Annotated in this window: 27 protein-coding genes and 1 pseudogene; 9 read left to right on the top strand and 19 right to left on the bottom strand. The window is 50.4% G+C overall.

Annotated features, from left to right (window positions below):
• The first annotated feature begins 2 nt into the window (after window positions 1-2).
• The 3 genes from lipB to lipA all read left to right on the top strand — a co-directional run bounded on the left by lipB (window position 3) and on the right by lipA (window position 3,064).
• The gene (gene lipB / locus D6C13_RS10050; RefSeq protein WP_120132621.1) at window positions 3-686 is read left to right on the top strand and encodes a lipoyl(octanoyl) transferase LipB; all 684 of its coding nucleotides are present in this window, start codon (window positions 3-5) and stop codon (window positions 684-686) included.
• A 165-nt stretch (window positions 687-851) separates the two neighbouring features.
• On the top strand, window positions 852-1,790 hold the full coding sequence (locus D6C13_RS10055) for a YbeF family transcriptional regulator (RefSeq protein ID WP_120132622.1): 939 nt from the start codon (window positions 852-854) through the stop codon (window positions 1,788-1,790).
• A gap of 308 nt (window positions 1,791-2,098) precedes the next feature.
• Window positions 2,099-3,064: a lipoyl synthase gene (gene lipA / locus D6C13_RS10060; protein ID WP_095921145.1), complete on the top strand. Its 966-nt coding sequence runs from the start codon at window positions 2,099-2,101 to the stop codon at window positions 3,062-3,064.
• 122 nt (window positions 3,065-3,186) lie between these two features.
• Here the strand turns inward: lipA and tatA are convergent, their stop codons facing one another.
• Window positions 3,187-3,393 carry a Sec-independent protein translocase subunit TatA gene (gene tatA, locus D6C13_RS10065; protein WP_120132623.1) on the bottom strand — a complete coding sequence of 69 codons (207 nt, stop codon included), beginning with the start codon at window positions 3,391-3,393 and terminating at the stop codon, window positions 3,187-3,189.
• A 257-nt stretch (window positions 3,394-3,650) separates the two neighbouring features.
• Between tatA and D6C13_RS10070 the strand changes: the two genes are divergently transcribed.
• Entirely contained in the window at window positions 3,651-4,715 is a 1,065-nt protein-coding gene (locus D6C13_RS10070) for a diguanylate cyclase (RefSeq protein WP_120132624.1), read from the top strand.
• A 33-nt stretch (window positions 4,716-4,748) separates the two neighbouring features.
• On the opposite strand, the gene D6C13_RS10075 is transcribed toward D6C13_RS10070, so the two are convergent.
• The 5 genes from D6C13_RS10075 to D6C13_RS10095 all read right to left on the bottom strand — a co-directional run bounded on the left by D6C13_RS10075 (window position 4,749) and on the right by D6C13_RS10095 (window position 9,442).
• A complete protein-coding gene (locus tag D6C13_RS10075) occupies window positions 4,749-5,546 on the bottom strand; it encodes an amino acid ABC transporter ATP-binding protein (protein ID WP_120132625.1) in 798 nt (265 codons plus the stop codon).
• Window positions 5,543-6,526 carry an amino acid ABC transporter permease gene (locus D6C13_RS10080; protein WP_120132626.1) on the bottom strand — a complete coding sequence of 328 codons (984 nt, stop codon included), beginning with the start codon at window positions 6,524-6,526 and terminating at the stop codon, window positions 5,543-5,545. Before D6C13_RS10080 ends, D6C13_RS10075 begins: the two co-directional genes overlap by 4 nt.
• Window positions 6,523-7,431 (bottom strand): ABC transporter substrate-binding protein, encoded by a 909-nt coding sequence (locus tag D6C13_RS10085; RefSeq protein WP_120132627.1) that lies wholly within the window; start codon window positions 7,429-7,431, stop codon window positions 6,523-6,525. The genes D6C13_RS10080 and D6C13_RS10085 overlap by 4 nt, the downstream gene beginning before the upstream one ends.
• Window positions 7,432-7,647: 216 nt before the next feature.
• Entirely contained in the window at window positions 7,648-8,442 is a 795-nt protein-coding gene (locus D6C13_RS10090; RefSeq protein WP_120132628.1) for a deaminated glutathione amidase, read from the bottom strand.
• A gap of 37 nt (window positions 8,443-8,479) precedes the next feature.
• On the bottom strand, window positions 8,480-9,442 hold the full coding sequence (locus D6C13_RS10095) for a substrate-binding domain-containing protein (RefSeq protein ID WP_120132751.1): 963 nt from the start codon (window positions 9,440-9,442) through the stop codon (window positions 8,480-8,482).
• Between the two features lie 210 nt (window positions 9,443-9,652).
• Between D6C13_RS10095 and D6C13_RS10100 the strand changes: the two genes are divergently transcribed.
• On the top strand, window positions 9,653-10,999 hold the full coding sequence (locus tag D6C13_RS10100; RefSeq protein WP_120132629.1) for an aminotransferase class I/II-fold pyridoxal phosphate-dependent enzyme: 1,347 nt from the start codon (window positions 9,653-9,655) through the stop codon (window positions 10,997-10,999).
• Window positions 11,000-11,003: 4 nt separating this feature from the next.
• On the opposite strand, the gene D6C13_RS10105 is transcribed toward D6C13_RS10100, so the two are convergent.
• Window positions 11,004-11,438, bottom strand: coding sequence for a GNAT family N-acetyltransferase (locus D6C13_RS10105; protein ID WP_120132630.1), 435 nt, complete (start codon window positions 11,436-11,438; stop codon window positions 11,004-11,006).
• Between the two features lie 113 nt (window positions 11,439-11,551).
• Between D6C13_RS10105 and crcB the strand changes: the two genes are divergently transcribed.
• Both crcB and D6C13_RS10115 read left to right on the top strand, forming a co-directional pair.
• Window positions 11,552-11,935, top strand: coding sequence for a fluoride efflux transporter CrcB (gene crcB, locus D6C13_RS10110; RefSeq protein ID WP_120132631.1), 384 nt, complete (start codon window positions 11,552-11,554; stop codon window positions 11,933-11,935).
• 456 nt (window positions 11,936-12,391) lie between these two features.
• Window positions 12,392-13,048: a TetR family transcriptional regulator gene (locus tag D6C13_RS10115; protein WP_120132632.1), complete on the top strand. Its 657-nt coding sequence runs from the start codon at window positions 12,392-12,394 to the stop codon at window positions 13,046-13,048.
• 63 nt (window positions 13,049-13,111) lie between these two features.
• Here D6C13_RS10115 and cspE read toward each other — a convergent pair whose 3' ends face one another.
• The 4 genes from cspE to D6C13_RS10135 all read right to left on the bottom strand — a co-directional run bounded on the left by cspE (window position 13,112) and on the right by D6C13_RS10135 (window position 17,923).
• Complete coding sequence (cspE, locus tag D6C13_RS10120; protein WP_009636912.1) at window positions 13,112-13,321, bottom strand: transcription antiterminator/RNA stability regulator CspE; 210 nt, start codon at window positions 13,319-13,321, stop codon at window positions 13,112-13,114.
• Window positions 13,322-13,498: 177 nt separating this feature from the next.
• Complete coding sequence (locus D6C13_RS10125) at window positions 13,499-14,281, bottom strand: DUF2076 domain-containing protein (RefSeq protein ID WP_120132633.1); 783 nt, start codon at window positions 14,279-14,281, stop codon at window positions 13,499-13,501.
• Between the two features lie 217 nt (window positions 14,282-14,498).
• Complete coding sequence (locus D6C13_RS10130) at window positions 14,499-15,629, bottom strand: ABC transporter substrate-binding protein (RefSeq protein ID WP_120132634.1); 1,131 nt, start codon at window positions 15,627-15,629, stop codon at window positions 14,499-14,501.
• Between the two features lie 197 nt (window positions 15,630-15,826).
• On the bottom strand, window positions 15,827-17,923 hold the full coding sequence (locus tag D6C13_RS10135; protein ID WP_120132635.1) for a prolyl oligopeptidase family serine peptidase: 2,097 nt from the start codon (window positions 17,921-17,923) through the stop codon (window positions 15,827-15,829).
• Between the two features lie 310 nt (window positions 17,924-18,233).
• On the opposite strand from D6C13_RS10135, the gene D6C13_RS10140 reads away from it, so the two are divergent.
• The gene (locus D6C13_RS10140; RefSeq protein WP_120132636.1) at window positions 18,234-18,479 is read left to right on the top strand and encodes a hypothetical protein; all 246 of its coding nucleotides are present in this window, start codon (window positions 18,234-18,236) and stop codon (window positions 18,477-18,479) included.
• Between the two features lie 50 nt (window positions 18,480-18,529).
• Here the strand turns inward: D6C13_RS10140 and D6C13_RS10145 are convergent, their stop codons facing one another.
• The 8 genes and pseudogenes from D6C13_RS10145 to D6C13_RS10180 all read right to left on the bottom strand — a co-directional run bounded on the left by D6C13_RS10145 (window position 18,530) and on the right by D6C13_RS10180 (window position 24,599).
• Window positions 18,530-19,048 carry a cupin domain-containing protein gene (locus tag D6C13_RS10145; protein WP_120132637.1) on the bottom strand — a complete coding sequence of 173 codons (519 nt, stop codon included), beginning with the start codon at window positions 19,046-19,048 and terminating at the stop codon, window positions 18,530-18,532.
• Between the two features lie 24 nt (window positions 19,049-19,072).
• Complete coding sequence (locus tag D6C13_RS10150; RefSeq protein WP_120132638.1) at window positions 19,073-19,426, bottom strand: membrane protein insertase YidC; 354 nt, start codon at window positions 19,424-19,426, stop codon at window positions 19,073-19,075.
• Between the two features lie 32 nt (window positions 19,427-19,458).
• Complete coding sequence (locus D6C13_RS10155; protein WP_244212669.1) at window positions 19,459-20,454, bottom strand: diguanylate cyclase domain-containing protein; 996 nt, start codon at window positions 20,452-20,454, stop codon at window positions 19,459-19,461.
• 304 nt (window positions 20,455-20,758) lie between these two features.
• Window positions 20,759-21,154, bottom strand: a complete 396-nt coding sequence (locus tag D6C13_RS10160; protein WP_120132752.1) for a (R)-mandelonitrile lyase — start codon at window positions 21,152-21,154, stop codon at window positions 20,759-20,761.
• A 268-nt stretch (window positions 21,155-21,422) separates the two neighbouring features.
• Complete coding sequence (locus tag D6C13_RS10165) at window positions 21,423-22,187, bottom strand: bestrophin-like domain (protein WP_120132640.1); 765 nt, start codon at window positions 22,185-22,187, stop codon at window positions 21,423-21,425.
• Between the two features lie 169 nt (window positions 22,188-22,356).
• Window positions 22,357-22,920: a sugar O-acetyltransferase gene (locus tag D6C13_RS10170; RefSeq protein ID WP_120132641.1), complete on the bottom strand. Its 564-nt coding sequence runs from the start codon at window positions 22,918-22,920 to the stop codon at window positions 22,357-22,359.
• Window positions 22,921-23,094: 174 nt separating this feature from the next.
• Window positions 23,095-23,946: an SPFH domain-containing protein gene (locus D6C13_RS10175; protein ID WP_120132642.1), complete on the bottom strand. Its 852-nt coding sequence runs from the start codon at window positions 23,944-23,946 to the stop codon at window positions 23,095-23,097.
• Window positions 23,947-24,035: 89 nt separating this feature from the next.
• A pseudogene (locus D6C13_RS10180) lies at window positions 24,036-24,599 on the bottom strand (YagU family protein).
• 317 nt (window positions 24,600-24,916) lie between these two features.
• Here D6C13_RS10180 and D6C13_RS10185 point away from each other — a divergent pair.
• Entirely contained in the window at window positions 24,917-25,630 is a 714-nt protein-coding gene (locus D6C13_RS10185) for a DUF2461 domain-containing protein (protein ID WP_120132643.1), read from the top strand.
• Window positions 25,631-25,686 lie beyond the last annotated feature (56 nt).

Here is a 25,686-nt window from a genome sequence, read left to right on the forward strand (position 1 = left end):
CCGTGCAACCATATAATCCGCAAGAACGTATCGTACTGCGCCAGCTTGGCCTTCAGCCTTATGAACCTGTTTCACTGGCTATGCACCATTTCACTGAGCACCGTAACGCTGACTCACTTGATGAGATCTGGCTGGTTCAGCACCCGCGCGTTTTTACGCAAGGCCAGGCTGGCAAAGCTGAGCACGTTTTAATGCCCGGTGATATTCCGGTTATTCAAAGCGATCGCGGCGGACAGGTGACGTATCACGGTCCCGGTCAGCAGGTGATGTACGTGATGGTCGATCTCAAGCGGAAAAAACTCGGCGTCCGTCAGCTGGTCACCGCTATCGAACAAACGGTGGTGGACACGCTGGCGCATTTTTCTATTGATGCCTATCCCCGTGCCGATGCGCCGGGTGTCTACGTCGATGGCAAAAAGATTTGCTCACTCGGATTGCGCATCCGCAAAGGCTGCTCATTACATGGTCTGGCCCTGAATATTGATATGGATCTGGAGCCTTTCCATCGTATTAATCCCTGCGGATATGCCGGTCTCGAAATGACTCAGGCCAGTCTCGAAAAACCAGGATTAACGGTTGATCAGGTCATGCCTGTTCTGGTGAAATCTTTTAACCATTGTCTCGATTACCAGCAGGTGGATTATCTTCCCTGGCAGGTTGAACACTACGCATCCCAGGTGCTGTGATTTTCCTTCCAGTGCCCTAATACTGCATAACTTATAACAAGAGTTACGGTTCATTTTGATTTAATATCATCCCGTTACTTTTTCAGCATCTCATCGCTTACGGATAAGCGCACTCCCCGGCCCCTCACTTGCCGGGACAGTCTTTTACACTGTCAGGAATGTTATATGGATAATAAAGATAGCAGTGCCAGTTTGCATAAACTTCGCAGCCTTGATCTTAATTTGCTGACCATATTTGAAGCGGTTTATATCAATAAAGGCATTGTACACGCCGCAAACGCACTCAATCTGACCCCTTCTTCTGTCAGTCAGTCGATTAAAAAATTACGTAATATTTTTCCCGATCCGTTATTTATCCGCGACGGACAGGGGATCAGCCCTACAGCATATGCCACCAATCTGCATAAACACATCAGTCAGGGATTCAGCTCTATTCTTACCGGCCTGGATTTCACCAGCGATAATGATAAATCCCGCGTTCTGACTATCAGCTGCTATCCGTTTATCGCGCAAATTACCTTTCCGCTGATCCTCCGTGAACTCGAGAAAATTAACAGTCACTACATTCTGCAACACGTGCCCCTTACCGACGCGGAAGATACGCTGATCCAGCACCGTGCAGATTTGGTTATTGATATCAGCTCGCAATTTAACCGGTCAATACAAAGCATCCGGCTGATGTCGGATAAAACAGTGCTTGTTTGCCGGCAAAATCATCCGGAGATCGACAAAACGCTAAGCGCAGAACAGGCTGCCAGCCAGCAATACGCCAGCGTCATGACAACTGTGGGGGATTTAAAACGAATGCAGTTTGAGATAGGCGAAGCCTTGCCTGACCGATTTGTCGCCTTTGCCAGTTTCAACGCGATTAATGTGCTTTCGATGGTCTCCGGTACTGATTTACTGGCTGTCCTGCCGGAGAGAATGGTTGATATTTTCATGCCCGCCTTCCCGGTTCAAAAATTGCAATGTGATTTACCGGTGCAGCCTTACGACATCATGATGATGTATAACAAGTCAGCGAAAAACGACAAAACGCTCAGCAAGATTATTCATGTGATCGGTGAAGCCTTCTCCCGACAGGAAACCGCTTCTGCGCTATAAATTTTCCATTTATAAAAAATATTTACACGTTGTTAACACCAAAAATTAATACACAGTGCATGATAAAAATCATTCTAATTTTCAATATGATGAATAGAAATTGGTGACGGGATTTTCGCTATTGCATGGATTTCAGGTTAAAAAATTGCAGCATTTAGCACTTCCGGCCATGACGAAGGGCTGAACGAAGGGATGCTTCAATGATATAATTTCCGCATTATTTCTACTTTTTTTGATGAATCAGCCAGTTCATTGAATGTCCTGAAAAAACTCGGATAACGAGTGACAAACCTGGAAGCTGCAAGATTATGAGTAAACCGATTCAGATGGAACGCGGCGTAAAATACCGCGATGCAGACAAGATGGCGTTAATCCCGGTGAAAACCGTGGTCAGTGACCGGCAGGAAATGTTACGTAAGCCGGCATGGATGAAAATCAAATTACCTGCCGACTCAACGAAAATTCAGGGCATTAAATCAGCGCTGCGTAAGAACGGCCTGCATTCTGTCTGTGAAGAAGCGGCTTGCCCTAACCTTTCCGAATGCTTTAACCATGGCACCGCGACCTTCATGATCCTCGGCGCTATTTGTACCCGTCGTTGCCCGTTCTGCGATGTGGCACATGGGCGTCCGACCGCACCAGACACCAACGAGCCGGAAAAACTGGCGCAAACCATCTCCGATATGGGCCTGCGTTATGTGGTGATCACTTCCGTTGACCGTGATGATCTGCGCGATGGCGGTGCCCAGCACTTTGCTGACTGTATTACAGCTATCCGTGCGAAAAACCCGACCATCAAAATTGAAACACTGGTACCGGACTTCCGTGGCCGTATGGATCGCGCACTGGATATTCTCAACGCCAGCCCGCCGGATGTGTTTAACCACAATCTGGAAAACGTGCCGCGCGTTTACCGCCAGGTTCGCCCTGGTGCGAACTACGAATGGTCGCTGACCTTGCTGCAACGCTTTAAAGAAGCGCACCCTGAAATCCCAACCAAGTCAGGTCTGATGGTCGGTCTTGGTGAAACGAACGAAGAAATCATCGAAGTGATGCGCGACCTGCGTCGCCACGGTGTCACCATGCTGACGCTCGGCCAGTACCTGCAGCCAAGCCGTCACCATCTGCCGGTTCAGCGTTATGTGAGCCCGGAAGAGTTCGATCAGATGAAAGAAGCCGCGATGGAAATGGGCTTCACTCATGCGGCCTGCGGTCCGTTCGTGCGTTCTTCTTATCACGCCGATCTGCAAGCCAAAGGCTTAGAGGTTAAATAAAGTCAGGCGTAGCGTTCAGACGCTGTGTTTTAACATTTTGTTACTTCTTATCGCAGAAAACAAAAAAGGTTGTTCGCAAGAACAACCTTTTTTCATGCCCGGAAAACGAGATTGAGTCAGACTCAGTCTTTGTGCTCTACGCGCTCTGCCGCTTTTTCTTCTGCTGTTTTTTCAGCAGATGCCGGAGCCGGATCATCATTCATGGCTTTCTTGAAGCCACGCAGTGCTGCACCCAGGTCACCGCCCAGAGAGCGCAGTTTGCTGGTACCGAACAACAGGACGATCAGCACGCCGACCACCAACAATTTAGTAATACTTAGACCTTCCATACATACCTTCTTTACACTGAGTGCTGGAATACAGCAGTGACAACTTGTCATTATTAACGGCCATTCGCGACGTTAATACAACCCGAAAATGTAACAGAACGGATCCAGAACTGTGCGCATTATAACCATAGTGAGCTATTATGAGCGTGAATAGCACACGCACAAAGTACTTCTGTCTTTATTTGCAGCAAAACAACGTCTAGTTTGATTTCGACCCGCTTTATCAACCCGGGTTTGCGAACCCTTAATGAGAACCGATGCCGAAAAAGCTTCATACGACTCTGGTTAACGATACTCATCATTCCGGACTGCGTTTTGCGAAACGGACTTACCTGCCCCGCATTGTCGGACTGGGCACAGGAACTTTTTGTGTCGGCTCGGTGATGGTTGAACATTCAACGCCAGGCTGGCTGTGGCTTTTGCTGTTTTTCAACGGTTTTATCTGGCCGCACCTTGCCTACTGGAAAGCAAAACGGTCGGCGACGCCGTTTAAAAGTGAAATTCATAACCTGCAGGTTGACGCGATTTTCGGCGGCATCTGGATTGCCGTGATGGGATTCAACGCCCTGCCCTCGGCGACCATTTTCGCCATGATGGGTATGAATAATATCTCCGCAGGTGGCAAGACGTTGTTCTTTCGCTGCGTTATTGCGCAGATTACCGTTGCGCTGGCATTACTGTGGATAGCGAAACTTCCTTTCCTGCCCGAAACCACACAGTTCCAGCTTTATCTCTGCTTACCGATGCTCATGATTTACCCGATTTTCCTCGGGAATGTCACCTACCGGACATCACGAAAACTCGCCGAACACAAACAGGCGATTATGCAGATAAGCGTGCGGGATGGTCTGACAGGGCTTTATAACCGCCGTCACTGGGAATCTCTGCTGCAAACTGAGCTCGAGAGTTTCCGGCGTTACCGGCACAAAACCACGCTGGTGCTGATTGATATCGACCACTTCAAAAGCATCAACGACAACTACGGTCACAGCGTTGGCGACCAGGCCATTATTTTGCTGGCTCAGGAACTGCAACAAACCATGCGTACCGCGGATATTATCGGGCGTTTTGGCGGTGATGAATTTGCGGCAATTTTACCGCACAGCACTAAGCTACAGGCGAAACGGGCGACAGAGCGGCTGCAAAGCCGCCTGGCTAATAGCCTGTTTCTGCTTCATCCCGAATTACAGATCCACATCAGCGCAGGAATAGCCGAATGCGATGATGCGCAGGAAACCCCGACGCACTGGCTGAATGCCGCCGATAATGCCCTGTACATCGCAAAGAAAAACGGGCGAAACCGGGTCGAAATAGCCGGTTAGAACGACAGATTTCCCGGTTTCAGCCCGTAATTGTCAGATGAAACGGCTGAGGAAAGCCTGCGTGCGCGGATGCTGAGGATTCACTAACACCTCATCCGCCGCGCCCTGCTCGACCACCACTCCGCGATCCATAAACACCACACGGTCAGCCGCTTCTTTCGCAAAACCGATTTCATGGGTGACCACAATCATTGTCAGCCCCTGCTGTGCCAGATCCCGCATGGTGGCTAATACTTCACCCACCAGCTCAGGATCCAGTGCAGAAGTCGGTTCGTCAAACAGCATCAGCTTAGGTTTCACCGCCAGCGCCCGCGCAATCGCCACGCGCTGTTGTTGTCCGCCGGAAAGATGACGCGGATACGCATCCGCTTTATCGCTCAGCCCGACTTTTTGCAGCAACTCGCGGGCATATTTCTCTGCGTCATGTCGGCTTTCTTTATGCACGCCGACCGGGGCTTCCGTAATGTTTTGCAGCACAGTCATGTGCGGATAAAGATTGAATTGCTGAAACACCATACCGATATCCCGGCGCTGGCGAGCAATGGCCCGTTCAGACAATTTATGCAGATGGTCGCCACGCAGCTCATAACCAATCTGCTCACCGCCCACCATAATCGAGCCACGATCAATATCTTCCAGGTGATTAATGCAGCGCAGGAAGGTGGATTTACCCGAGCCTGATGGCCCGAGGATCACCACCACTTCACTCGGTTTGACATCCAGATCAATGCCCTTCAATACTTCATTATCACCGTAACTTTTATGCACGTTGCGTGCCGTCACCAGTGATGCCGGTTCGGATGACTGTGCGCCGGATGGCATTTGACTCATAAGTCCTCCTTTCGGACCAGGCCCGGCGAATTAATGATCGGCGCGGCTTTTTCTTCCGCATTGGTCTGACGTCGTTTTACGTTAGGCAACGTCCGGCGCGTGCCGCGGGAATAATAGCGTTCAATCGCGGACTGCCCGAGGTTAAGCAATGACGTGATAAACAGATACCAGATAACCGCCACCATCAGCATCGGCACCACTTCAAAGGTGCGGTTGTAGATGGTTTGCACCGAATACAGCAGGTCGCCCATGGCGATAACGCTGACCAGCGATGTCGCTTTAATCATGCTGATCAGCTGATTACCCGTCGGGGGAATGATCGAACGCATTGCCTGCGGAATGATAATCCGGCGCAGCGCGCGCCCACGGCTCATGCCAAACGCCTGCGCGGTTTCGCCCTGACCGTTATCGACCGATAACAAACCGGCACGAATGATTTCCGCCATATACGCCGCTTCATTCAGCGCCAGACCGGCAATTGCCGCCGTCAGCGGCGTGATCAGATCATTGGTATTCCAGCTAAAATATTCCGGGCCAAACGGGATGCCGATCACCACCCGCGGGAACAGCGTCGACATGTTGTACCAGAACAGCAATTGCACCAGCAGCGGGGTACCGCGGAAGAACCAGATATACAATCCTGCTAATCTTCGCAGCAACATGCTGTCAGACAAACGGGCAATCGCCAGCATCAGGCCAATGAACACGCCGAGCACCATCGAGACCACGGTAAGACCCAGCGTCACGCCCAGGCCTTTGATGACAGTACCTTCCGTAAACCACTGCGCCACCACGTGCCATTCGAAATTAGGGTTGTGGGACACCGCCCAAATCACATCAGCTGCAATCAGCAGCACAACTATCCAGGCAATCCAGCGACCGTAGTGACGCGGTGCATGGGAAAACTCAACGTTACGTCGTGGATCCTGCGTATAGTCGTCCATGACTGCCGGCTTTGAACTATACGTTTTATCAGTCATTTAGCCTGCGCCTTTGCCAGGTTGATGCCCGGTGCCGGGATCATATTGCCTTCCAGCCCCCATTTTTTCATGATGATGCCGTACGTGCCGTTATCGAACAGTTTCTGATAACCGGCAAGGATTGCGTCACGTACCGGAGAATCTTTGGCAACGACGGTGCCCTGGAAGATATCGCCAAATCCGTTGGATTTGCCGGTGCCGGTCAGTTCAAGCTGGCCGTTGGCTTTTTCCACAAAATACGTCAGCGGTGCCTGAGAAGAGAAGAATGCATCGGAACGGTTTGAGCGCACGGCCAGAATAGACGTCGGCTGGTCACTGAAAGATTGCACCGTCACCGCCGGTTTACCGCCTTTGACGCACACATCCGATTGCTTGCGAATAACCTGTTCAGCTGATCCACCTGCCATGACGGCTATACGTTTGCCGCAGGTATCATCGAGAGAATTGATTTTTTCCGGGTTGCCTTTACGCACACCGAACACCACGTACTCTTTCACAAAATCGATGAAATCATTTTTCGCCTGACGGTCGGGATAATCACCAATCGGGCCGATGCCCATCTGGTAACGGCCTGCCGCCATACCGCTGAGAATGCCAGATAAGCCACTCACGGAAGCATGTTCAATTTTCACACCTAACACTTCAGCCAGTGCGTGCGCCAGATCTGCGCTTGCGCCATCCAGGCCATTGGCGCCGGTGACGATTTCATACGGAGGGAAAGACCCGTTGTTAACCGACGTCATCACGCCTGACTTTTGAATATCCGCAGGCAATTTAGCGTGGATCGCCGGATCCATCGTCTGCGTCGGGATTGACACATTTTCAGCAGCAAAGGCATTAATGGAAGATACGGAAAGTAATGCAGCGGTCAGAGCAGCAGCCTGACGTAGTTTTTTTGCCATCATTCTCTTATTTCCTCTGTCGAAAAAGTCGGTCTGTGAGTTTATGAATGTTGTGTTTTTATAGTGAGCGCCTTCCGTGGCGGATTTCCGGGTACTTCTTTAAGAAGCTTTTTATAAGGCTGTTTATTTTACTTTTTATATCAAAACAAACGCGTTCCCTGGTGAGGCGCGCGATACTGCTTAAAATCAGTGGCTACCGTTGAGGACCGGCAGCGAAAATCAGTCGTGACGTAATTGCGGTAAACCAAAACGGCGGTTTGCCAGCACCGGTAACACTTTGCGGGCATGTGCCAGACGATCTTTGTCCAGTTCAGCAAACACCAGCGCCGGGGCTTCTGCTGCGCGGGCGATAGCCACACCCAGCGGATCGACGACCATGCTGTTGCCGATATTGCGCTCGCCACACTCACCCACTGCCACCATATAAGTGGTGTTTTCCAGTGCGCGCGCCGTGACCAGCACTTCCCAATGCATTTCTTTCAGCGGGCCTTTGACCCAGGCGGCGGGCAGAACCAGTACGTCTGCGCCATCAAGCACCAGACGACGCGCCAGTTCCGGGAAACGCACGTCATAACACGTCATCAGGCCGACGTTAAAACCGGCGACATTGACCAGCGGCGGCACTTCATCGCCCGCAGTGACGTTTTTCGATTCCTGCGAAGAGAACGCATCATAAAGATGCAGCTTCTGATACTCAGAAATAATTTCGCCATTACGGATTGAAATCAGGACGTTATAGGCACGACCGTCCGGTGCGGGCGTGTGAACGCTCATCATGGTGGTCATCTGATTGCCACGACTGGCCGCCAGCAACTGGCTGACAAACGGGCCATCCAGCGGCTGCGCCGCTTTCAACACCAGATCCGGATCGGTGATATCACGCGCCAGAATACCTTCCGGCAATACCAGCAAATCCGCGCCTGCTTCCCGTGATTTCGCCATCAGCGAAAGACAGGTTTCGACGTTCGCTTCCCATTCACGGGAAACGGCAAACTGACCTAATGCAACTTTCATCTTTACTCCCCTGTCGCCTGAACATTCAGGCAAATGGTTAGATAGTATTGGCAAACTGCGGGAATAACTCCTGCGGAGTCAGTCGTTTAGCCGTCAGCCCCTGTGCATGTAATTCATGAGCAAAATCGTCGATCATCTTTTCGTTGGCTGCGTAACCGTTTGCATTCCAGTCCGCAGGTAAATCGACGACCGTGCGACGTAAATCGTCCAGTAACCACGGCGTGGTATCGGCATACTTGGCGCGCTTGTCCATCCAGACCTGATAAGAGCGGTCGATGATTTCACTCAGCGCCTGTGGCAGCCACGGGTGTTCTTCAGCCAGTGCGGGTTTAATCACCAGCAGGTGAATGCCCGGGATGTAACCGACGCGGTTAAAATAGGCCAGCTCGGCAGCACGGAAATCCGGCTGGAACTGACGGAAACCCGAGTCAGGCTTGAAGAAACCGTCAGGCATAAACGGCGTGAAAATGGCGTCCAGCCAGCCTTCCTGCAACAACTCCATCATCGGACGTTCTTCCGGCACCGCTTCAATACGACCTTCACGGCCAAAACCGGCCAGACGATCCACAATCGGGTGCGCGGCAGTCAGACGACCCACATACCAGTTCGCATCTTCAATGCCCACGCCTTCCAGCGCCAGCAGCGTACGGGTCCAGGTATTGCCGGAATCCTGCCAGCCGGTCAGGCCGATACGCTTGCCAGCCAGCTGGGAAAGTTCAGTCAGCGGACTGTCTTCACGGGTGATAATGCAGCGCTGACGGAAACCGCGCATCAGGAAATGCGGTATGGCCAACAAATCGGATTCGCCCCGCGCACGCCCTTGTGCGTAACGACTGAAAGACACTTCACCCGCATCGTATTGGTCGCTGGTGCCCAGATTATCGACCAGCGTACCCACACGATCGATTTCAAGAGTAAAGCCTTGCGGTTTGAGGTCGCCTAACGCCAGCGGCGTAAAATAATCCCAGTCACGAACAGCCAGCCTGATGGTAATCGTCACATCCGTCCCCTTAAGTGTCAGCATGGTTGATATGCAGAAAAACAACTGTGCGTTTACAAACTTTCCAGCAAACACACCAAATTCTTTTACGAAGGAGACCATCTTCATCGCAATGTGATTATTTTATCGCCTCCGTTGGCTAAGTTTGATACTAATGGCATAAATTAATATGTACAATAGATTCTTTGTTACTGAACAAAAGGCGAGAAAATGGCAGAAAATCCCCTCGAAAAAACGCTGGACGCACAATGGTTAGCGACGCAATTACAGGATCGTTCCATGCGGGGCATTGCGATTGAAACCGCGGCGATGATCCGTTCCGGGGTGATCGAAATCGGGACGCACCTGCCCGCCGTTCGCGAACTGGCGCAGGCGCTGGGGGTCAGTCCGGCCACGGTATCCGCCGCGTGGGGGCAACTGCGACGTCAGAAAGTGATCGCCGGTCGCGGGCGCAACGGCGTCTGGGTGTGCGGGGACATGCTTTCGCCAAGACCGGCGCGCTTTGAGAAAATCGGCAATTTTGGCGAACATATTATTGCGGATCTGGCGCTGTCCTCGCCGGACCCGGAGCTGCTGCCTAACCTGCTCGAAGCCATGCAACACGGCGTTGGTGCGGATAATCTCAACAGCTATCAGCGTGAAGCCATTGCGCCGTCATTGCTTGCAGCGGCAAAACTCGACTGGCCTTATGACGCACCCGCGTTTATGTCTGCGGACGGTGGTTTTGACGGGATGAACCTGACGCTGCAAACCTTACTGATGCAGGGTTCGGTGGTGGCGATTGAGGATCCGACGGCCACCCGTTTGCTGGATATGCTGGATAATCTGGGCGCACAGGTGCTCGCGGTGAAATGCGATGAGTTCGGTCCGCTGCCGGAATCTCTGGCTCAGGCGCTGCTGAAAAATCCTTCCGCATTTATTTACCAACCACGTACACACTCACATTGCGGCCACGCCATCAATGCAGAACGTTATGCTGCGCTGGCGGAAATTCTCAGCCAGAGCAATACGCTGATCATTGAAGATGACGGCATCGGGCAATTGTCCTGTTATCCGCCGGTGAGTATGGGCAGCCGGTTGCCTGACCGGACGGTACATGTCCGTTCTTATTCCAAAGCCTATGGCCCGGACTTGCGGCTGGCGGTGATTTCAGGTTCGAACGATTTAATCAAACAAATCAAATCATTCCGTAATTTTGGTGCCGGGTGGTCGAGCCGTATTTTGCAGGAAGCGCTGGCCTGGCTGATTAAAGATCCGAAAACGCAGGAAGGGATATCGCACGCCAAAAACGTCTATGCGCAGCGCCGCAAAGCCATGTCTGACGCTTTACGTATACGCGGCATTACCATTCCCGAACGCGACGGACTGGCGATGTGGATCCCGGTGCCCTCCGAGCAGTTCGCGCTGGTGACGATGGCTGCGCGGGGCATCGCGGTTCTGCCCGGCGAGCGCAGCCGCATCGGGCCGGGGCAGTTTATCCGTATCAGTACCAGTCAGGTGAAACCGGAGCAGGTAGATTTAATTGCTGATGCCCTGGTTCTGGCAATGGGAGCCTGATTGCTCAGGGTTTTTTGGGTAAATGCCTGAGCAAATATTTCGGCGACTCTTCGTATCGCGCCCGCGCATAGAACTGGTGGGCGCGCACGCGGCGGGTATGGCTGTGTACTTCCATACGGTCGCAGCCGCGTTCCGCCGCCAGACGCTCTGCTTCATCCAGCAGTTTCTGGCCAATACCTGCGCCACGACACTGGTCGCTGACGCATAAATAGCTCACCCGGCAGAACTCTCCGGCCAGCGCAATCTGCGGAATATAATGCAATGAGATAAAGCCCACCGCCTTGCCCTCGGCTTGCGCAACCAGCAGACAACTGTCCGGGTTAGTGGCCATTTTTACCACACGTTCTGCTACGGCTTCCGGCGTATTGGGATAATCCAAATCGCCGAGTAATTGCGCCAGAATTTGCGCATCTGAAACGACACCTTCTCTGATTAACATAGCGTTTTCCTGGTTACACACTGTTTCTGTATCGCGGCTACACAAGCCCTGTGACGCGAGGTAAACTTAGCGCCCGGCCCTTTCTGAATTCATCGCTTTTTTAAGGCATTACTATGTTTAGCACCTTACTTGCAGTCTTTATTGGCGGTGGTATTGGCAGCGTGGTTCGCTGGTATGTCAGCCTCAAAATGAACGGGATGAGCCCGGTATTACCGGTCGGTACACTGACGGTGAATCTGGTCGGTGCATTTATTATTGGCCTGGGCATCGCCCTTTTCACCCGTCTGACCCATATCGAACCGGTCTGGAAACTGCTGATCACCACCGGCTTTTGCGGCGGCCTGACCACCTTTTCCACCTTCTCCCTCGAAGTCGTATACATGTTACAGGAGGGTCGTTTTGGTGCCGCCCTGCTCAATATGGCGCTCAATCTTGCCGGTTCCCTGACCATGACTTTACTGGCCTTTATGCTGGTCAGCTGGTTTAGCGCGCACTGATCCTATCTTCCGGGGATGCCTTTTTTATGACAAAAGGCATCCCCGTGATAAATATGTGACACAGGTTCTTATCCTCCGCCGTTTCTTAATGTTTCCTTCATCTTCTGTGCAGATAATAGCGTCAGTTCACTCTGGTTTATTTTCGAGGTATGGCATGTTTTCTGTTCCAAAAACGTCTTCTGAGCTCCTGACTGTTGCTCTTTGTGTCCTGACAGTGGTTGCTTTTTTACAGGCCTACTTTGCATAACTCACTGTGATTTAGAACTTCCCCCTTTCCGTAAACGGCGCACTCCTCTGGATTGCGCCGTTTGCATTTCTGCGCCGGGCTTAATGACGCAGAAACGAAACGTCACTTTTCATTCCATTCATAATACAAATATTTACCTGTTCCTCCTTATTGCCTATACTTGAGAATGATCGTTCACAATCAATATCAGAAAAATTCTCAGGTAAATCATGCTCCCCCCACAACAATGCAGTAAAGACGCGCGCATCAGCGCACGACGCGACCAGATTATTGCCGCAGCACGCCTGTGTTTTCGCAAACATGGTTTTCATGGTGCAGGCATGGCTGAAATTGCGAAAACTTCACTGCTCAGTGTGGGACAGATTTACCGCTATTTCGCCAATAAAGACGCCATCATCGAAGAAATTGTGCGCCGCATCGTCATGAAAAAAATCAGGCTGATGACCGGCAATGCCCACAACCTGCAACAGGTGGCACACAATCTGGCGCACCGTAGGATTGGCAATCTCAGCGCGCCATATAAAGAAGAACAGTGCGCTGAACAAAAAGAACAGGCAGAAATTGACCACGCACTCATGCTGGAAGTGGCCGCAGAAGCTACCCGCAATCCTGCAGTGGAAAAAATCTGGCGCGATTCTGAAAAACAATTATTCAACGAAGCTAAGTCTCTGCTCAGTGCCACTTTCCCACAATTTTCAGAGACTGAAATGACGGCCAAAGTGGAAACTTTAGCGGTCATTTGTGAGGGCACCGCATTTCGTCGACTGACGACAGTTCACGCCGACGCAGAGCTTCTGGAAGCCATATACCATCACTATTTTCAGAGCCTCTTCGAAACGGATGAAGCCATCGGCGTAGAGAACTAGAAGTTGCTGAAAAAGAGGCAAAAAAAAACCCGCTTCGGCGGGTTTTTTAGAATTCGGCTAAAGTCAGATAGCGATAACGTTAGCAGCCGACGGGCCTTTGGCACCATTGGTGATTTCGAACTCTACGCGCTGGCCTTCAGCAAGGGTCTTGAAACCGTTGCTTGAAATAGCAGAGAAATGAACGAAAACGTCTTTGCTGCCATCTTCAGGGGTAATGAAACCAAAACCTTTAGATTCATTGAACCACTTAACGCTACCTTTAATCTTAGACATCAAACTTACCTTTACGTGAATGTTGGACACAAAATGTGTGTCAAATACAGTACAGCAACAGATTTAACTTTTGTCCAGAATTCTGATGGCAATAAGCGATAAAGCTCTCACTCTTCGTTTTCTGTTGCATTTTTCTTCTGCCAAAAAGGCGTTTAATAGCCTTATGACATCAAACAGTTAGAAAAACGAATCGTCGTCGTTGCTGTAATCATCCGAATCGAAACTGTCAGAACCGAACCCCAGATCCGAATTATCGTTGCGCAGTGAAGCATCTTCCCAGGAAGGCTGACCGCTGTCGAAGCTTTGATTGTTGTCAAAACCCTGACTGTTATCGAACCCCTGATTGTTGTCGAGGAAACTGCTGTCAGCCGGATTAAGATCCTGCACCGGTGGTTCTTCGATAATATTGACGATTTCCTGCGGCTGGCTGTGATGGAACATGCCGGTCAGCATATCGGCCAGCACCACACCGCCCGCGACACCCGCCGCAGTTCGCAATGCGCTGCCTAAAAAGCCCGGCTGCGATGGCGCGGCCTGCGCCGGAGTCTGCTGAGGTTGTGAAGCATATTGCGGTTGCTGAGGCTGAGGCTGATTTCCCCACGCCTGAGTGCCTGGGATCGGCTGACTGCCCTGCGACGCCTGACGCGGTGGCGCAGCCTGTGAGGAACCGCCGCCAAACAAACCGGCCAGGAAACCGCTGCTTTGCGGTTTGGCGGTTTGCGCCTGCTGCTGCAACTGCTCGTTCTGCTGTTGCAGTTCCTGCATCTGCGCATTGAGCTTGGTCAGCGCCGCTTCCTGAATAATCATCGCCTGCGCCATGTAATACGGGGCAGACGGTTGCTGACGAATATGGGCCTGAATCACACGCTCAGCTTCCGTATCACGCGGTGCTGTATTGGACTCAGCCTGTTGTAAGCGACTAAAAAGCCCGTCAATTAAACGCTGTTCTTCAGATTGCATAAGTTCACCTTATTGATGTGTCGTACGACGCCATAAACGATGCCCGCCGGCGTTATGCAGATACAGTAATACAGTTATATTTTTGTATGAATTAACGGAGTGTCAACAAATGTGACGGAGGTAAAGTTCGTGCAGAAAGTACGCGGAGGGATTGAAAATCCGCCTGCAAGATCACAGGCGGAGTCATTAAACGTAAAGTGCTGAGATATGTCAGATGTTACTTTTTCGGCGTCCAGCCCAGAATGAAATCCTGGTCCGGCAGATGAGTGAAGTTACGCACGATATCGTGGTAGGTTTTCGCCGGATCTAAATCTTTGAACTGTTCCGGATAGATAAATTTCGCCAGATATTCCATACCAACAATGTTGTACGGATGGTTGTAGAACTGGTGATAAACGCCATAGACGTGCTTATCGCTGACTGCCGGGATCTGCGCAACGCCGGTGCGGGAGAGCAGCACTTTGGCTTGTTTATCCACGTCCGCCTCATTCGCGCCATAACCGAACGGCAGAATGTGCGTCACGGAACCGGAAGCCGGACGCGCCGAACCGGTCATGATGTAAACGTCTGGTTTCATGCTGATGACCTGCTCCAGAGAAACAGTGCCCGATGCACCCGGCAGCAGTTTAGAACCAATATTATTGGCATCCACGGCCTGGATCAGCTTGCCCCAGCCAGCGTTCCCGTGGGTAAAGCAGCAGGAGTCGTCACGGCCGGCAATCGGTTCGATGAAGACGTTTGGCTTGGTTTTAATGGCCGAAACCACTTTCTGGATGTTATGGAAATGCTCGTTATAAAACGCGGTATAAGCGCGGGCATTGTCTTCCTGGTTCATCACTTTACCCAGCAGCTCAATGCTCGGCGCCGTGTCTTTGGCCGGATCCAGTTCGTAATCCACGAACAGCACCGGGATATGCAGAGCGGCCAGTTTTTCCAGCACGCCAGCCTGTGCCAGCGAGTCTTTCGCACGCACCTGAGCAATCATCAGATCAGGTTTTTTAGCGATGACCGTTTCCAGATCCACCTGCCCTTTATCGCTAAATCCCATATCGAGGATTTCCGCTGAGTCAGGCCATTTGCTTTTCAGCATGTCCCAGGTACCGCTGTCGGTTTTCTTCAGCAGGTTATTCCACGCCACCACATGCTGGAACGGATTGGCTTTATCCAGAACGGCCAGCGCCAGCAAATCACGCCCGTCCTGCAAAATCACACGCTGCGGTGCTTTATCAATGGTGACTTTTTGCCCGGCCATATCGGTCACGGTCAGCGGATAGGTGGTAGCAAACACTGAGGATGAGGCAGCCATCAGACCTGCAACAGACAGCACGCGAGCGGTGTTCTTTAACATGCGATTACCCGAAGATGAGAATGAATAAGAAATGATTTTGATAATTGTTATCAAATGAAGTTGAAATAATAAACAAGGAAGGATTGGCGGGGCAATGTTTTTACAAAAAATAATGGCGGATAAAACATGTCGAAATATTAACGGGATACCGTAATGGCATCCCGTTTGGCTTAAGTCCGCGGATCGCTGCACTGGTGCTATTCCTGGACTTTGCGCCCCAGGAAATGCAGCAGAAATTCACTCACCATCACGCGTTTAAACGCTGACTGCGCCTTGTCTGCCGCCGCACTGTGGCCTCCGTCGGTGTTCTCATAAAAATACACATCCGGAATGCCCATCGCCTGCATTTTGGCCGCCATTTTGCGTGCATGGTCTGGCCCGACGCGATCATCACTGGTGGCGGTGGTAATCAGTACCGGCGGATACTTTTTCGTCGAATCAAGATTATGGTACGGCGAAAACTCACGGATAAACGCCCACTCTTCCGGCTTTTGCGGATCGCCGTACTCAGCAATCCATGAAGCACCTGCCGAAATTTGCGTATAACGGTACATGTCCAGCAGCGCGACCTCACAGACAATCGCCCCGAACAATTCCGGATAGCGCGTCAGCATATTGCCGACCAACAAACCGCCGTTGCTGCCACCCTGTGCGGCCAGATGCGCCGGTGACGTGATCTTGCTGGCAATCAGTGCTCTGGCGACACAAGCAAAATCTTCATACGCCCGCAGACGTTTTTCTTTCAGCGCCGCTTTGTGCCATTCCGGCCCGTACTCGCCGCCGCCACGGATATTGGCGACCACGAACACGCCGCCGCGATCCAGCCACGCCACACCACTGACGCCGAGATAATACGGATCCAGCGAGACTTCAAACCCCCCGTAACCATAAAGCAGCGTCGGATTTTGCCCGTCGGAAACCACGTCTTTGCGGCAGATAACAAAATACGGGACACGCGTGCCGTCATCAGATTGCGCGAAATGCTGACTGACCTGATAACGGGACGCATCGAAATGCGAAGGATCCTGCTTGAGCAGTTCAGCCTCCACTTCCACGCCGTTATCCAGATTACCGAGCGATAAACTCGCCGGTTGCAGGAATCCGCTGACCGTCACGAAATATTCATTGGTGTCGTCATCCACACCCCAGGCATGAATTTTACTTAGCTCCCCTACCTTGCCGAACGGTTCGCGCCGCCATTCACCGTTTTCCGGTGTCAGCACTTCAAGGCGGTTCACCACATCATGCGTGATGCTCAGGATGATGTGATCGCGGGTAAAAGAATAACCGTTGAGCTGGTCGCGGGTCGCCGTCACACCGCTGAGAGAGGAGTGCGCCCCCGGTATAAACAGCGGTTTCAGCGCGCGATCACCGGCCAGAAACGCATCAAAGTTTACCGTCAGTAGCGAGCCGGAAGGCCAGGTTTCGCCATTAATCTGCCATTCACTGGAAGGCTGAACCAGCAACCAGTCGCGCCAGGTACTGAATTTGGCATCAGTGGGCAGGTCTATTCTGGTCAGCTCTTTTTGCGCATTCAGCACATAGGCTTCGCGGTGATAAAAGTCTATAACGCGGACCACAAAATCGCGTTCGAACCCTTTAAAACTGTCGTGATAACCGACCGCCATCATGTCTTTTTTATCGGCACTGAACATCGTTTTGGCTTCTGAGAGCGGTGTACCGCGTTGCCAGATTTTCACAATGCGCGGATAACCGGAACCGGTCAGTGAGCCTTCACCAAAGTCAGTGGCGACAAACAGATGGTCATTATCAATCCAGCCGGTACGGCTTTTAGCGACAGGCAGGAAAAAGCCGTCAGTGACAAATTCCAGCGTCCGTAAATCAAACTCGCGTACTTCTGAAGCGTCGCCGCCGTCCGGTGACAAGAAAATCAGCGCCCGGTTAAAATCTGGCTTGAGTGCAAATACGCCGTGATACACCCAGTCTTTGCCTTCGGCTTTACTCAGCGCATCGATATCCAGTACCGTTTCCCACTTCGGTTGCGCTTTACGGAATTCTTCAAGCGAGGTTCTGCGCAATAATCCTTTTGGGTTCTGTGCATCCTGCCAGAAGTTGTACCAGTCATTGCCGCACTTTGAGACGACGGGGATCTGCTCCGGAGAATTCAGCCCTTTCAGCACTTTTTCGCGCAGAGGATTAAATTCGCTGCTTTGGGTAAAAGCCGCCAGCGTAATGGCGTTTTGCTCATGCGCCCATCCGAGCGCTTTTTCGTTGCGTAATCCTTCCAGCCAGATGAAATCATCCTTCGGCACAGATAATGAATCAGTTGTCATGATGTTCAGCCCTGAAAATCAGAAAGGATTCAGAAATACCTGTTTTGTCGTTGTCATTTCAAGTCTTTTTGCTTTCGTTTTCGTTTCTAAAGTCCATTTCCGATAAATGCATTTTGTCCTAATTCATTCATTCTGCGATCTGCGAAAGTTCTTAGTGCCTCTTTTGTGAGTCAGTTCAAGCAATGAACCTATCGGAACGCCTATAAAGAAATCATTACTTTGTGATGACAAAACATGACGGACTTTTGAGTTAAAAAAGAGGCAGAAAGACTCACGAGAAATCAGACAGTAACAAGAAAGGAGTGAGAATATGGAATGGAAAATCATAGATATCCTGAATATCCCGCAGACGGGACTCAAGTATATCTGCATCCAGGCATTCAGAAATCTGAAGCTGATCCTGTCTGTGGATAACGATTTCACCCTGAAAACCGGTGATACTTTAGAGATCACGCCGGAAGGCTATTCCCTGAATCATCATCAGGCGCAAAGCCTGAAGATTCACAAGATGATGCCCTATTGTCAGCAACGCTGGCAGTCACTTTCCATTCAGTAATCATCGGCTGATTATTGAGAAATTAATTGAAAGAACAGAAAGACCGGTTTCTAAACCGGCTTCTTAATTTGCTGTCTTCTTGAATCGGAAAGACCATCGTGCCCGCCCAATTCCTGCTGCGGAACATCCTGCCAGCGGTCTTTGCGCGTCGCTTCGTATTCCTGATTGAGCGGATAATAAATCCGGTTTTCCGGTTTATTAGCTTCACCCACGACCAGCAACCGCACTTCCTCATCGGTATTATTGATAAAGGTATGGCAGATCCCGGTACCCTGTGGAAACGCCACGGCGTCGCCCGCTTTCAGCCGGTATAATGTGCCGTTGATCCAGACATCAGGATGCCCTTCCAGCACATACGCAAATTCGTCTTCTGAACTTTCGGCATGGGCATAACAGGTGCGACGGCCGGGTAACAGACGTTCATGATGGATGCCAATGCGCGTCAGCCCGAGCGTTTTCCCCAGCGGCGCGCCAATCGACATCAGCTCATCATCGCCGGGATAATTGCTATCATCAGCGCCTTCGAGCTCAGTCCAGTGACGGATAAAATCAGGTCTTTCCTTGCTCATACCACCTCCGCGTAAGTTTCAGGCTCAGTAAAGTGAAGGAGATTTCTGCTGCATCGAATAGGCACTCTGGGTCTGAACTGTTTCTTTTGGTAAACAGGCGAAGCGGATATGCATTGTTTCGCCGTCATCACTTTCGCCCTGCGTCTGGAATTTGCCGTTACAGAATTCGAAGATCTTCTTGTAAGTATCCGCGCGGCGGTGACGTTCAAGTATCGAAAACACCGACGTGGTATAACTCGCCTCGCCCAGTGCAAAAGATGCATCAAAATTCGCCGGGCGGTACGTTTCGGCGCCTACGGGTTTATCTATTGATGTACATCCGGCCAGTAAAACCGTTACTGCAACTGCTGCCACCATCATTATTTTACTTTTTTTCATTTTTCATCCGGGAAAATATGTGTTCAGTAGAGTTATGCTACGGCTTCGGCCCTGCCCGCGCTGCCAATACTGTTTTTGCCATTGCGTTTTACATTCACCAGCGCACGTTCCGCTGTCGCCAGCCACTGGTTGTAATTCTCATGATGTTTCGATGTTGCCACGCCAATGCTCAGCGAACATTGAAAACCCTCATCCTGCGATAAACGAATTTCGGACGTTTTCAGTAATAACCGGTATCCGACGGCATAAGCTTCTTCTTCTGAAATGCCCGGCAGGATAACCACAAATTCATCGCTACCGAGAATAGCAGGAAAATCATTCTGCCCCGTTTCCTGACGCAAAATAGCGGAAACCGATCGCAAAACATAATCACCCGCCTCTCGTCCGAATAAATCATTCACCATTTTCAGATCATCGACGCCCAGCACCATCAGACAGGCAAGGTCATGTTTAGAACGTTCAAATTCCAGCATCAGTCGCCGGTCAAGCAGCCGCCGGTTGGGTAATCCGAGAAAAGGATCCATCAGCGCTGACTTTTCCAGCTCATGCTGTTTATCGCGCAGCTTTCTTGAAATTGAATAATTAGCGGCGCTGAAAGCAATAATATAAATCGTCGAAAGAGGCAATGTCAGCCATAACGTCCGGTCGGTGACGGTGGTGTAGAAAGTCAGTGCGGTGAACGGCCAGCAAACAATAAATCCGATGCAGTAAAACAGCGCCGCGCGACGCAGTAATTGCCAGCCTCCGGCAGAGAAGCGGTCAGCAATCAGAATGGACGTCAGCACCGCCGAGGGCAGCAGACAAACGCCCATCTGCGCCACCCACGCGCCACCGGCAATCGCATCAAAAGCCAGGTTTCGAAATTCTGCCTGATTGGGTTGTTTCGAACGTTGGGAAATCAGCATCGCGAGATGTGGCCAGATAAAAGCATTCAGCGTCAGCAGTGTGACCGCAACCCAGGAAGCGCCGCGTTCCAGCAGAACGGAAAGGATCGGGAAAAAGCACAGAAACGTGCCCAGCATGCGCATAAAGTATATTCGGCGTAAAAAGCGATCTGAACGCTCGCGAACGAGGCTTTCACCGGGAGAATAATATGGCATACCTGAAACGACTCTTAAGTTGATGTCTATTTATAGTAGTCGAGTTGGTTATCGGAGAGCTACTGAAAGCATGGGTTTTAATGGCCCGAACAGCGGGGTTTTTAGGCTTAAATAAGAGGCATTGATCGTTAATCAGGGAATTTAGGTTAAACAACGAAATCCTGACCAGCAATACCGGACAGGATTTGAGTGAACGCAGCCCAAAAGCTGCGTCCTGAGGCAGGGAGGTAAATTATCTGGAGTACTGAGCGTCAGTCACTTTTTCCATCCACTCAACCGGACTGCCGTTAAGGGATTCGGCAATGGCGATATGAGTCATGGCATTCTGCGGCGTAGCGCCGTGCCAGTGTTTCACCCCTTCAGGGATCCACACGATATCTCCGACATTCATCTCACGGATTTCGCCACCCTCTTCCTGCAACCAGCCGCGCCCCTGCGTGATAATCAGCGTCTGACCCAGCGGATGCGTATGCCATGCAGTGCGGGCTCCAGGTTCGAAGGTCACGGTCGCGCCACCAACGCGGGCAGATTCGGTACCGCTGAAAGGTGAATCGATACGCACTTTACCGGTGAAGTAATTCTCCGGTCCCTGTTGTGAAGGGACGGAACCGCTTTTGGTGATTTTCATTTTGTCAGTCATTTCATTCTCCGCTTCGGCACAGGCTGCCGTTGTCTTAGTCATTGTAAGTTCACAATAACGCCGTTGACTGGCAGCAACCAGAGGACAAATCAGAATGGCGTTATGAATTTCATTCATTAATTGACTGGATCTAAAATTCAGAAGAGGTGATTTCTTTATTAATATCGAAAGCAACCTGCATGAAATGATGTTTTAACCGCTGAGGTATCATTCATTTGCAAATACAGATTGCCTTGCGAATATTTTCACTTATTTATCAGGGTGCCAAAGAATGCTGCAAACTGATCAGATTCTGAGGCACAACGCGGATTAAGCCCCCACGCGGGCTGTCGATATCGGCAATCAGTGCCATAGAAAGTGACACCATCAGCGGAAGAATAAACAAATAGGCGCTCTTGGCTGAATTACTGCGCGCACCGTACCCCACCAGCATGCTGCTGAATAATGCGATAACCATCATCAGTATCCATGCTGATACCGGGATCCGGTTCCACCACGCAGCCTGCGTGTAGCCCTGCGTATTAATCACATCGTTCATGCCGGAAACCAGCAAAGCCACCACCGGAGTAGGATTGCTTTTCGCCTCGGTTAATACAGACTGCCAGAGCTTAGTTTCCAGCTCCCCCGTTTGCGTACTGATTTTCTCCAGCTCTTTCGGAGCACGGGTCTGATAGAACGCCAGCCGTTGTTCCAGATAATCTTTCAGCAGCTGACGGATATTCCCGGCATTGCCTTCCTGCGCCAGATCCGCACGCAAATATTCTGTTCCGATGGCATTGGCTTCTTCTTCTTCGTAGTTTTTTCGCTGATCATAACGGCTGACCGCCATGGAAAAACTGAACCCGATCAGCAGCGCCAGCAGCGTTAACGTTGCAGCCTGCACGATGCCAAAATCTTCCAGTACATCATTATCGAGTTTTTTCTGGCGACGTAATAAAAAGATACTTCCACACCCACCCAGTGACATCAGAGCAAAACAGGCCACAAAAAAGAAAGCCGGATGACTTAACAATGGCTGCATAGACATTCCTTCAAAGACGTTGAAAATTCGGGATAAACCTGATTTGCGCCTTTCAAGTATGGCTCATTTTTAAAAAGTACACGGGGAGAAAATGAAAGCAACCGCTTAATATCTTGAAGGAATACGGTTAGAAGTGCAGAAACTGCCCCTGAAATACTAAAAAGTAAAGTCAGTTATCTTGCACGTTATGGCGGATAACCCTGCACGGATTACCGCAGGCGACTGCGCCCGCAGGTACAGAACGGGTCACCACGCTGCCTGCGCCAACCGTGCAGCCGTCGCCCAGCGTCACGCCGGGTAAAATTACACATCCGCCGCCAATCCAGACATCATTTCCGATACTCACCGGCTGTGCGCTGCCACTATGTTCACGTCGTAAATCAATATCCAGCGGATGCTGCGCGGTATAAATTTGCACGTCAGGCCCGATAAAAACGTTATTCCCAATCGTGACAGGTGCACAATCGAGTAAGACAAAATTAAAATTGATGAAAACATTATTGCCGAGAACGGTATTGATGCCGTAATCAATGCGCATTCCCTTCTCGAAATGAACATTACTGCCCACCTCACTAAATATTTTTCTGATAAGCGTATCTTTCTCAGCCCCCTGACGGGCGTTCAGCGCATTAAATTCATCCACTTTATCGCGGGTCTGAAAACGGATTTCCCGCAGCTCTTCATCATTAATGTGGTAATCCAAACCACGTGTCATTTTTTCTAATTCACGCATTAGCCGCTCCCTGAAAGTATTCAACGGTTACGATAGGCAAAAGTCACCGGCAGGGTGAGAGCAGGAAAGGCACATATATACACAATCGTGCTATGCGGGATTTTTTGTGACGGGGATCAACCGAAGGGAAAGAAAAACGCCCGCAAAAAGCAGGCGCTGATTCATATTGCCATTTTATTTAACGGCATCAATAAAGGGTAAAGTTCCGTTCGGAAGAACGGTGGTGGGTAATACCCCGTTCCAGCGTTCGGCCTTGGTTAACTCCACCAGATTCTGATTGCTGGCCAGCGCTTGTGCACGGGCTTTGATTGCGGTGGCTTCCGCCTCGCCCCGCAGACGCGTACTTTCGGCCTGCGCTTTGGCCTGAACCAGTTGTGCATCCGCTTCAGCTTGTGCCTGAGTGACACGGATTTGCGCCTGTACCTGCTCTGTCGACAGTTCCTGCTCACGAGTTTTCACCTGGACTTCTGCCGTCATTCGGGCTTCCACCGCGCGTTCATAAGCTTCGCTAAAATCGATATTTTCGACCTGAACGCTGTCTATTGTGACCGGGCCTACCACATTCTTTTTAATGGCGTTCGCAATATCCGTGACCAGCTGTCCGCGATGCTGGACAGCATCCACTGCCGTATAGCCACCGAATACATTCTCGACCTGAGTGGGAACCTGACGACTGATTAAACGATCGTTTAATCCGACATTATTCTGATACTGGCTGTAAACTTTCGCGACTTCTGTCGGCGGCACATGCCATGACACCGAGACTTTCAGCGTTGCGGCCTGCTGATCTTTACTGTACGCCTGCATCTGGTCGTAGACGCTGACCTGACTTTGCACAGAAATAAACTTCACTTTTTCAAATAAAGGCATTTTGAACGATAAGCCAGGCTCAATAACTCCGACGAGCGCACCATTACGTAACAAAACACCGCGCTCAGTTTCATCAACGGAATACCATGCTCCAAACATAATAATAACAAACAGAATTCCCCCTGTGATTAAAGCAGAGAGTTTTAATTTACTCATTGATAAACCATCCATATCTATCTTTAGCATTTCAGCACCCTAGCATTGACAATAAGAATATTACCTTCGGGTTAATGTTTTCTGAAGCCTTAACGGAAAGGTGAATCCAATGGCACTTCTGCATCCGGCTGACGCGTTATTCTGTTTCGCAAATCGCGGCGGATCATTTCAATCGTCCAGAACCAGAAGATATGTCCCAGCAATTCTGAAATATATTCATCCAGCGGGATCCCTGATAATGGCGGTGACAGGTGCAGTAACGGGATAAACATCCAATGTACAGCAACGGTCGCAATGATACCGGCCATCGCACCTTGCCATAATTTCACTTTCGGAAAGACTTCAGCAACCAGACACTAGCCAATCGCGAAAGTCAGAGAGAAAATGATATGCGTAATATGCACAGGATTAATAATGTGTTCGGAAAAGTGAAAAATAGTCTGCGTCGGATCGATACCCAGATAATCCCTCAGGAACAGATACGGTGGATTAAATTCATCGCGTCCTCCGGAGAAAGTGCGTGGTGGTAAAGGCACCTCAGCGCCCCATTTTACAAATGCCGACAAGATACCGGCAATAATACCGACAAATAAGGCGACACCGTACCGGCGACGATCAGGCGTTGTCATAGCAAAAAACTCTTTTATTTTCATAAATCCCCCAGTTGTAATGTAAAAACCCTCCGAGAGAGTAAGACCTTACTGTTCTGCCTGGTTGATCTTTGTCAGTATTTAATTATATTTTTCGACAGAAAAAGATATTAATTCCATTATCGGTAGGATTATATTCACTATAAAATAAACCTAACCGCTAACTATCACATTAACTAATTAATATCCTAACCATGCTTAGCCTGGATATTACCCATGCAAATCGGGCTTATACTGTCTAAGCCCGTAGCAGATGCGCTGAAAACTCGCTAACATTCCCTAAGGCATCATCCATTGGCAGCAAGAAAGGTTCATCGATAATGACGACTCAGACACCTGAAACGCCGGTTGCGGCAGGGACAATTTTTAGCGCAGCCGGTCTGCAATTTCTCAATAAGCTCGGACAAAACAACACCCGTGACTGGTTTAAAGCTAATCAGGATGAATACGAGAACACGCTGAGAACCCCTGCCCTGCAGTTTATTGAGCAAATGCAGCCAGAGATTATTGCCATTTCGCCGAGGCTGACCGCCGTTTCGAAGAAAGTCGGCGGAAGCCTTATGCGCCCGCAGCGCGACAGCCGGTTCAGCAAAGACAAAACGCCTTACAAGACCAATGTCGGGATTCAGTTTCGTCATTTTCAGGGTAAAGATGTTCACGCTCCGGGGCTCTATCTGCACATCGCCGAAGACGGATGTTTTATTGCGGCAGGGATCTGGCATCCGGAATCGAAAGCATTAAACGCCATTCGCGCATGCATTGACGAAAATCCGAACGCTTATCAGAAAGCATTGAAGACATTGCACGATAACGGATTTGTGATGGATGGCGACAGCCTGAGTCGTCCGCCAAGAGGCTTTGATAAAAATCATCCGTTGCTGACAGAGTTAAAACGCAAAGATTTCATCGCGGTTAAAAACATCGCCTTTGAGGATCTGTGCAAGCCAGATGTTGTCGATTTTTGCGCTGAGCAGTTCAGACACTGCGCGCCACTGATGGCATATCTGTGTTTTGCGCTTGAGCTGGATTTCTGAGCCACTATGAAATAATTCGTTGTGGAAGACATTTTCTGTCCCCGCGATGAGGCCTT

It is taken from the genome of Rahnella woolbedingensis (assembly GCF_003602095.1).
GTDB classification, from domain to species: Bacteria; Pseudomonadota; Gammaproteobacteria; order Enterobacterales; family Enterobacteriaceae; genus Rahnella; species Rahnella woolbedingensis.

Bases quoted from the DNA above. Each gene is read 5' to 3' on its own strand.
- D6C13_RS10100 (WP_120132629.1), top strand. From the start codon at position 9,653: ATGGCAGAAAATCCCCTCGAAAAAACGCTGGACGCACAATGGTTAGCG.
- tatA (WP_120132623.1), bottom strand. From the start codon at position 3,393: ATGGAAGGTCTAAGTATTACTAAATTGTTGGTGGTCGGCGTGCTGATC.
- D6C13_RS10165 (WP_120132640.1), bottom strand. From the start codon at position 22,187: ATGCAGCCATTGTTAAGTCATCCGGCTTTCTTTTTTGTGGCCTGTTTT.
- lipA (WP_095921145.1), top strand. From the start codon at position 2,099: ATGAGTAAACCGATTCAGATGGAACGCGGCGTAAAATACCGCGATGCA.
- D6C13_RS10080 (WP_120132626.1), bottom strand. From the start codon at position 6,526: ATGACTGATAAAACGTATAGTTCAAAGCCGGCAGTCATGGACGACTAT.
- D6C13_RS10085 (WP_120132627.1), bottom strand. From the start codon at position 7,431: ATGATGGCAAAAAAACTACGTCAGGCTGCTGCTCTGACCGCTGCATTA.
- crcB (WP_120132631.1), top strand. From the start codon at position 11,552: ATGTTTAGCACCTTACTTGCAGTCTTTATTGGCGGTGGTATTGGCAGC.
- D6C13_RS10175 (WP_120132642.1), bottom strand. From the start codon at position 23,946: ATGAGTAAATTAAAACTCTCTGCTTTAATCACAGGGGGAATTCTGTTT.
- cspE (WP_009636912.1), bottom strand. From the start codon at position 13,321: ATGTCTAAGATTAAAGGTAGCGTTAAGTGGTTCAATGAATCTAAAGGT.
- D6C13_RS10105 (WP_120132630.1), bottom strand. From the start codon at position 11,438: ATGTTAATCAGAGAAGGTGTCGTTTCAGATGCGCAAATTCTGGCGCAA.
- D6C13_RS10125 (WP_120132633.1), bottom strand. From the start codon at position 14,281: ATGCAATCTGAAGAACAGCGTTTAATTGACGGGCTTTTTAGTCGCTTA.
- D6C13_RS10160 (WP_120132752.1), bottom strand. From the start codon at position 21,154: ATGAAAATCACCAAAAGCGGTTCCGTCCCTTCACAACAGGGACCGGAG.
- D6C13_RS10130 (WP_120132634.1), bottom strand. From the start codon at position 15,629: ATGTTAAAGAACACCGCTCGCGTGCTGTCTGTTGCAGGTCTGATGGCT.
- D6C13_RS10090 (WP_120132628.1), bottom strand. From the start codon at position 8,442: ATGAAAGTTGCATTAGGTCAGTTTGCCGTTTCCCGTGAATGGGAAGCG.
- D6C13_RS10135 (WP_120132635.1), bottom strand. From the start codon at position 17,923: ATGACAACTGATTCATTATCTGTGCCGAAGGATGATTTCATCTGGCTG.
- D6C13_RS10115 (WP_120132632.1), top strand. From the start codon at position 12,392: ATGCTCCCCCCACAACAATGCAGTAAAGACGCGCGCATCAGCGCACGA.
- D6C13_RS10155 (WP_244212669.1), bottom strand. From the start codon at position 20,454: ATGCGCATGCTGGGCACGTTTCTGTGCTTTTTCCCGATCCTTTCCGTT.
- D6C13_RS10145 (WP_120132637.1), bottom strand. From the start codon at position 19,048: ATGAGCAAGGAAAGACCTGATTTTATCCGTCACTGGACTGAGCTCGAA.
- D6C13_RS10075 (WP_120132625.1), bottom strand. From the start codon at position 5,546: ATGAGTCAAATGCCATCCGGCGCACAGTCATCCGAACCGGCATCACTG.
- D6C13_RS10140 (WP_120132636.1), top strand. From the start codon at position 18,234: ATGGAATGGAAAATCATAGATATCCTGAATATCCCGCAGACGGGACTC.
- D6C13_RS10185 (WP_120132643.1), top strand. From the start codon at position 24,917: ATGACGACTCAGACACCTGAAACGCCGGTTGCGGCAGGGACAATTTTT.
- D6C13_RS10170 (WP_120132641.1), bottom strand. From the start codon at position 22,920: ATGCGTGAATTAGAAAAAATGACACGTGGTTTGGATTACCACATTAAT.
- D6C13_RS10150 (WP_120132638.1), bottom strand. From the start codon at position 19,426: ATGAAAAAAAGTAAAATAATGATGGTGGCAGCAGTTGCAGTAACGGTT.
- D6C13_RS10055 (WP_120132622.1), top strand. From the start codon at position 852: ATGGATAATAAAGATAGCAGTGCCAGTTTGCATAAACTTCGCAGCCTT.
- D6C13_RS10070 (WP_120132624.1), top strand. From the start codon at position 3,651: ATGCCGAAAAAGCTTCATACGACTCTGGTTAACGATACTCATCATTCC.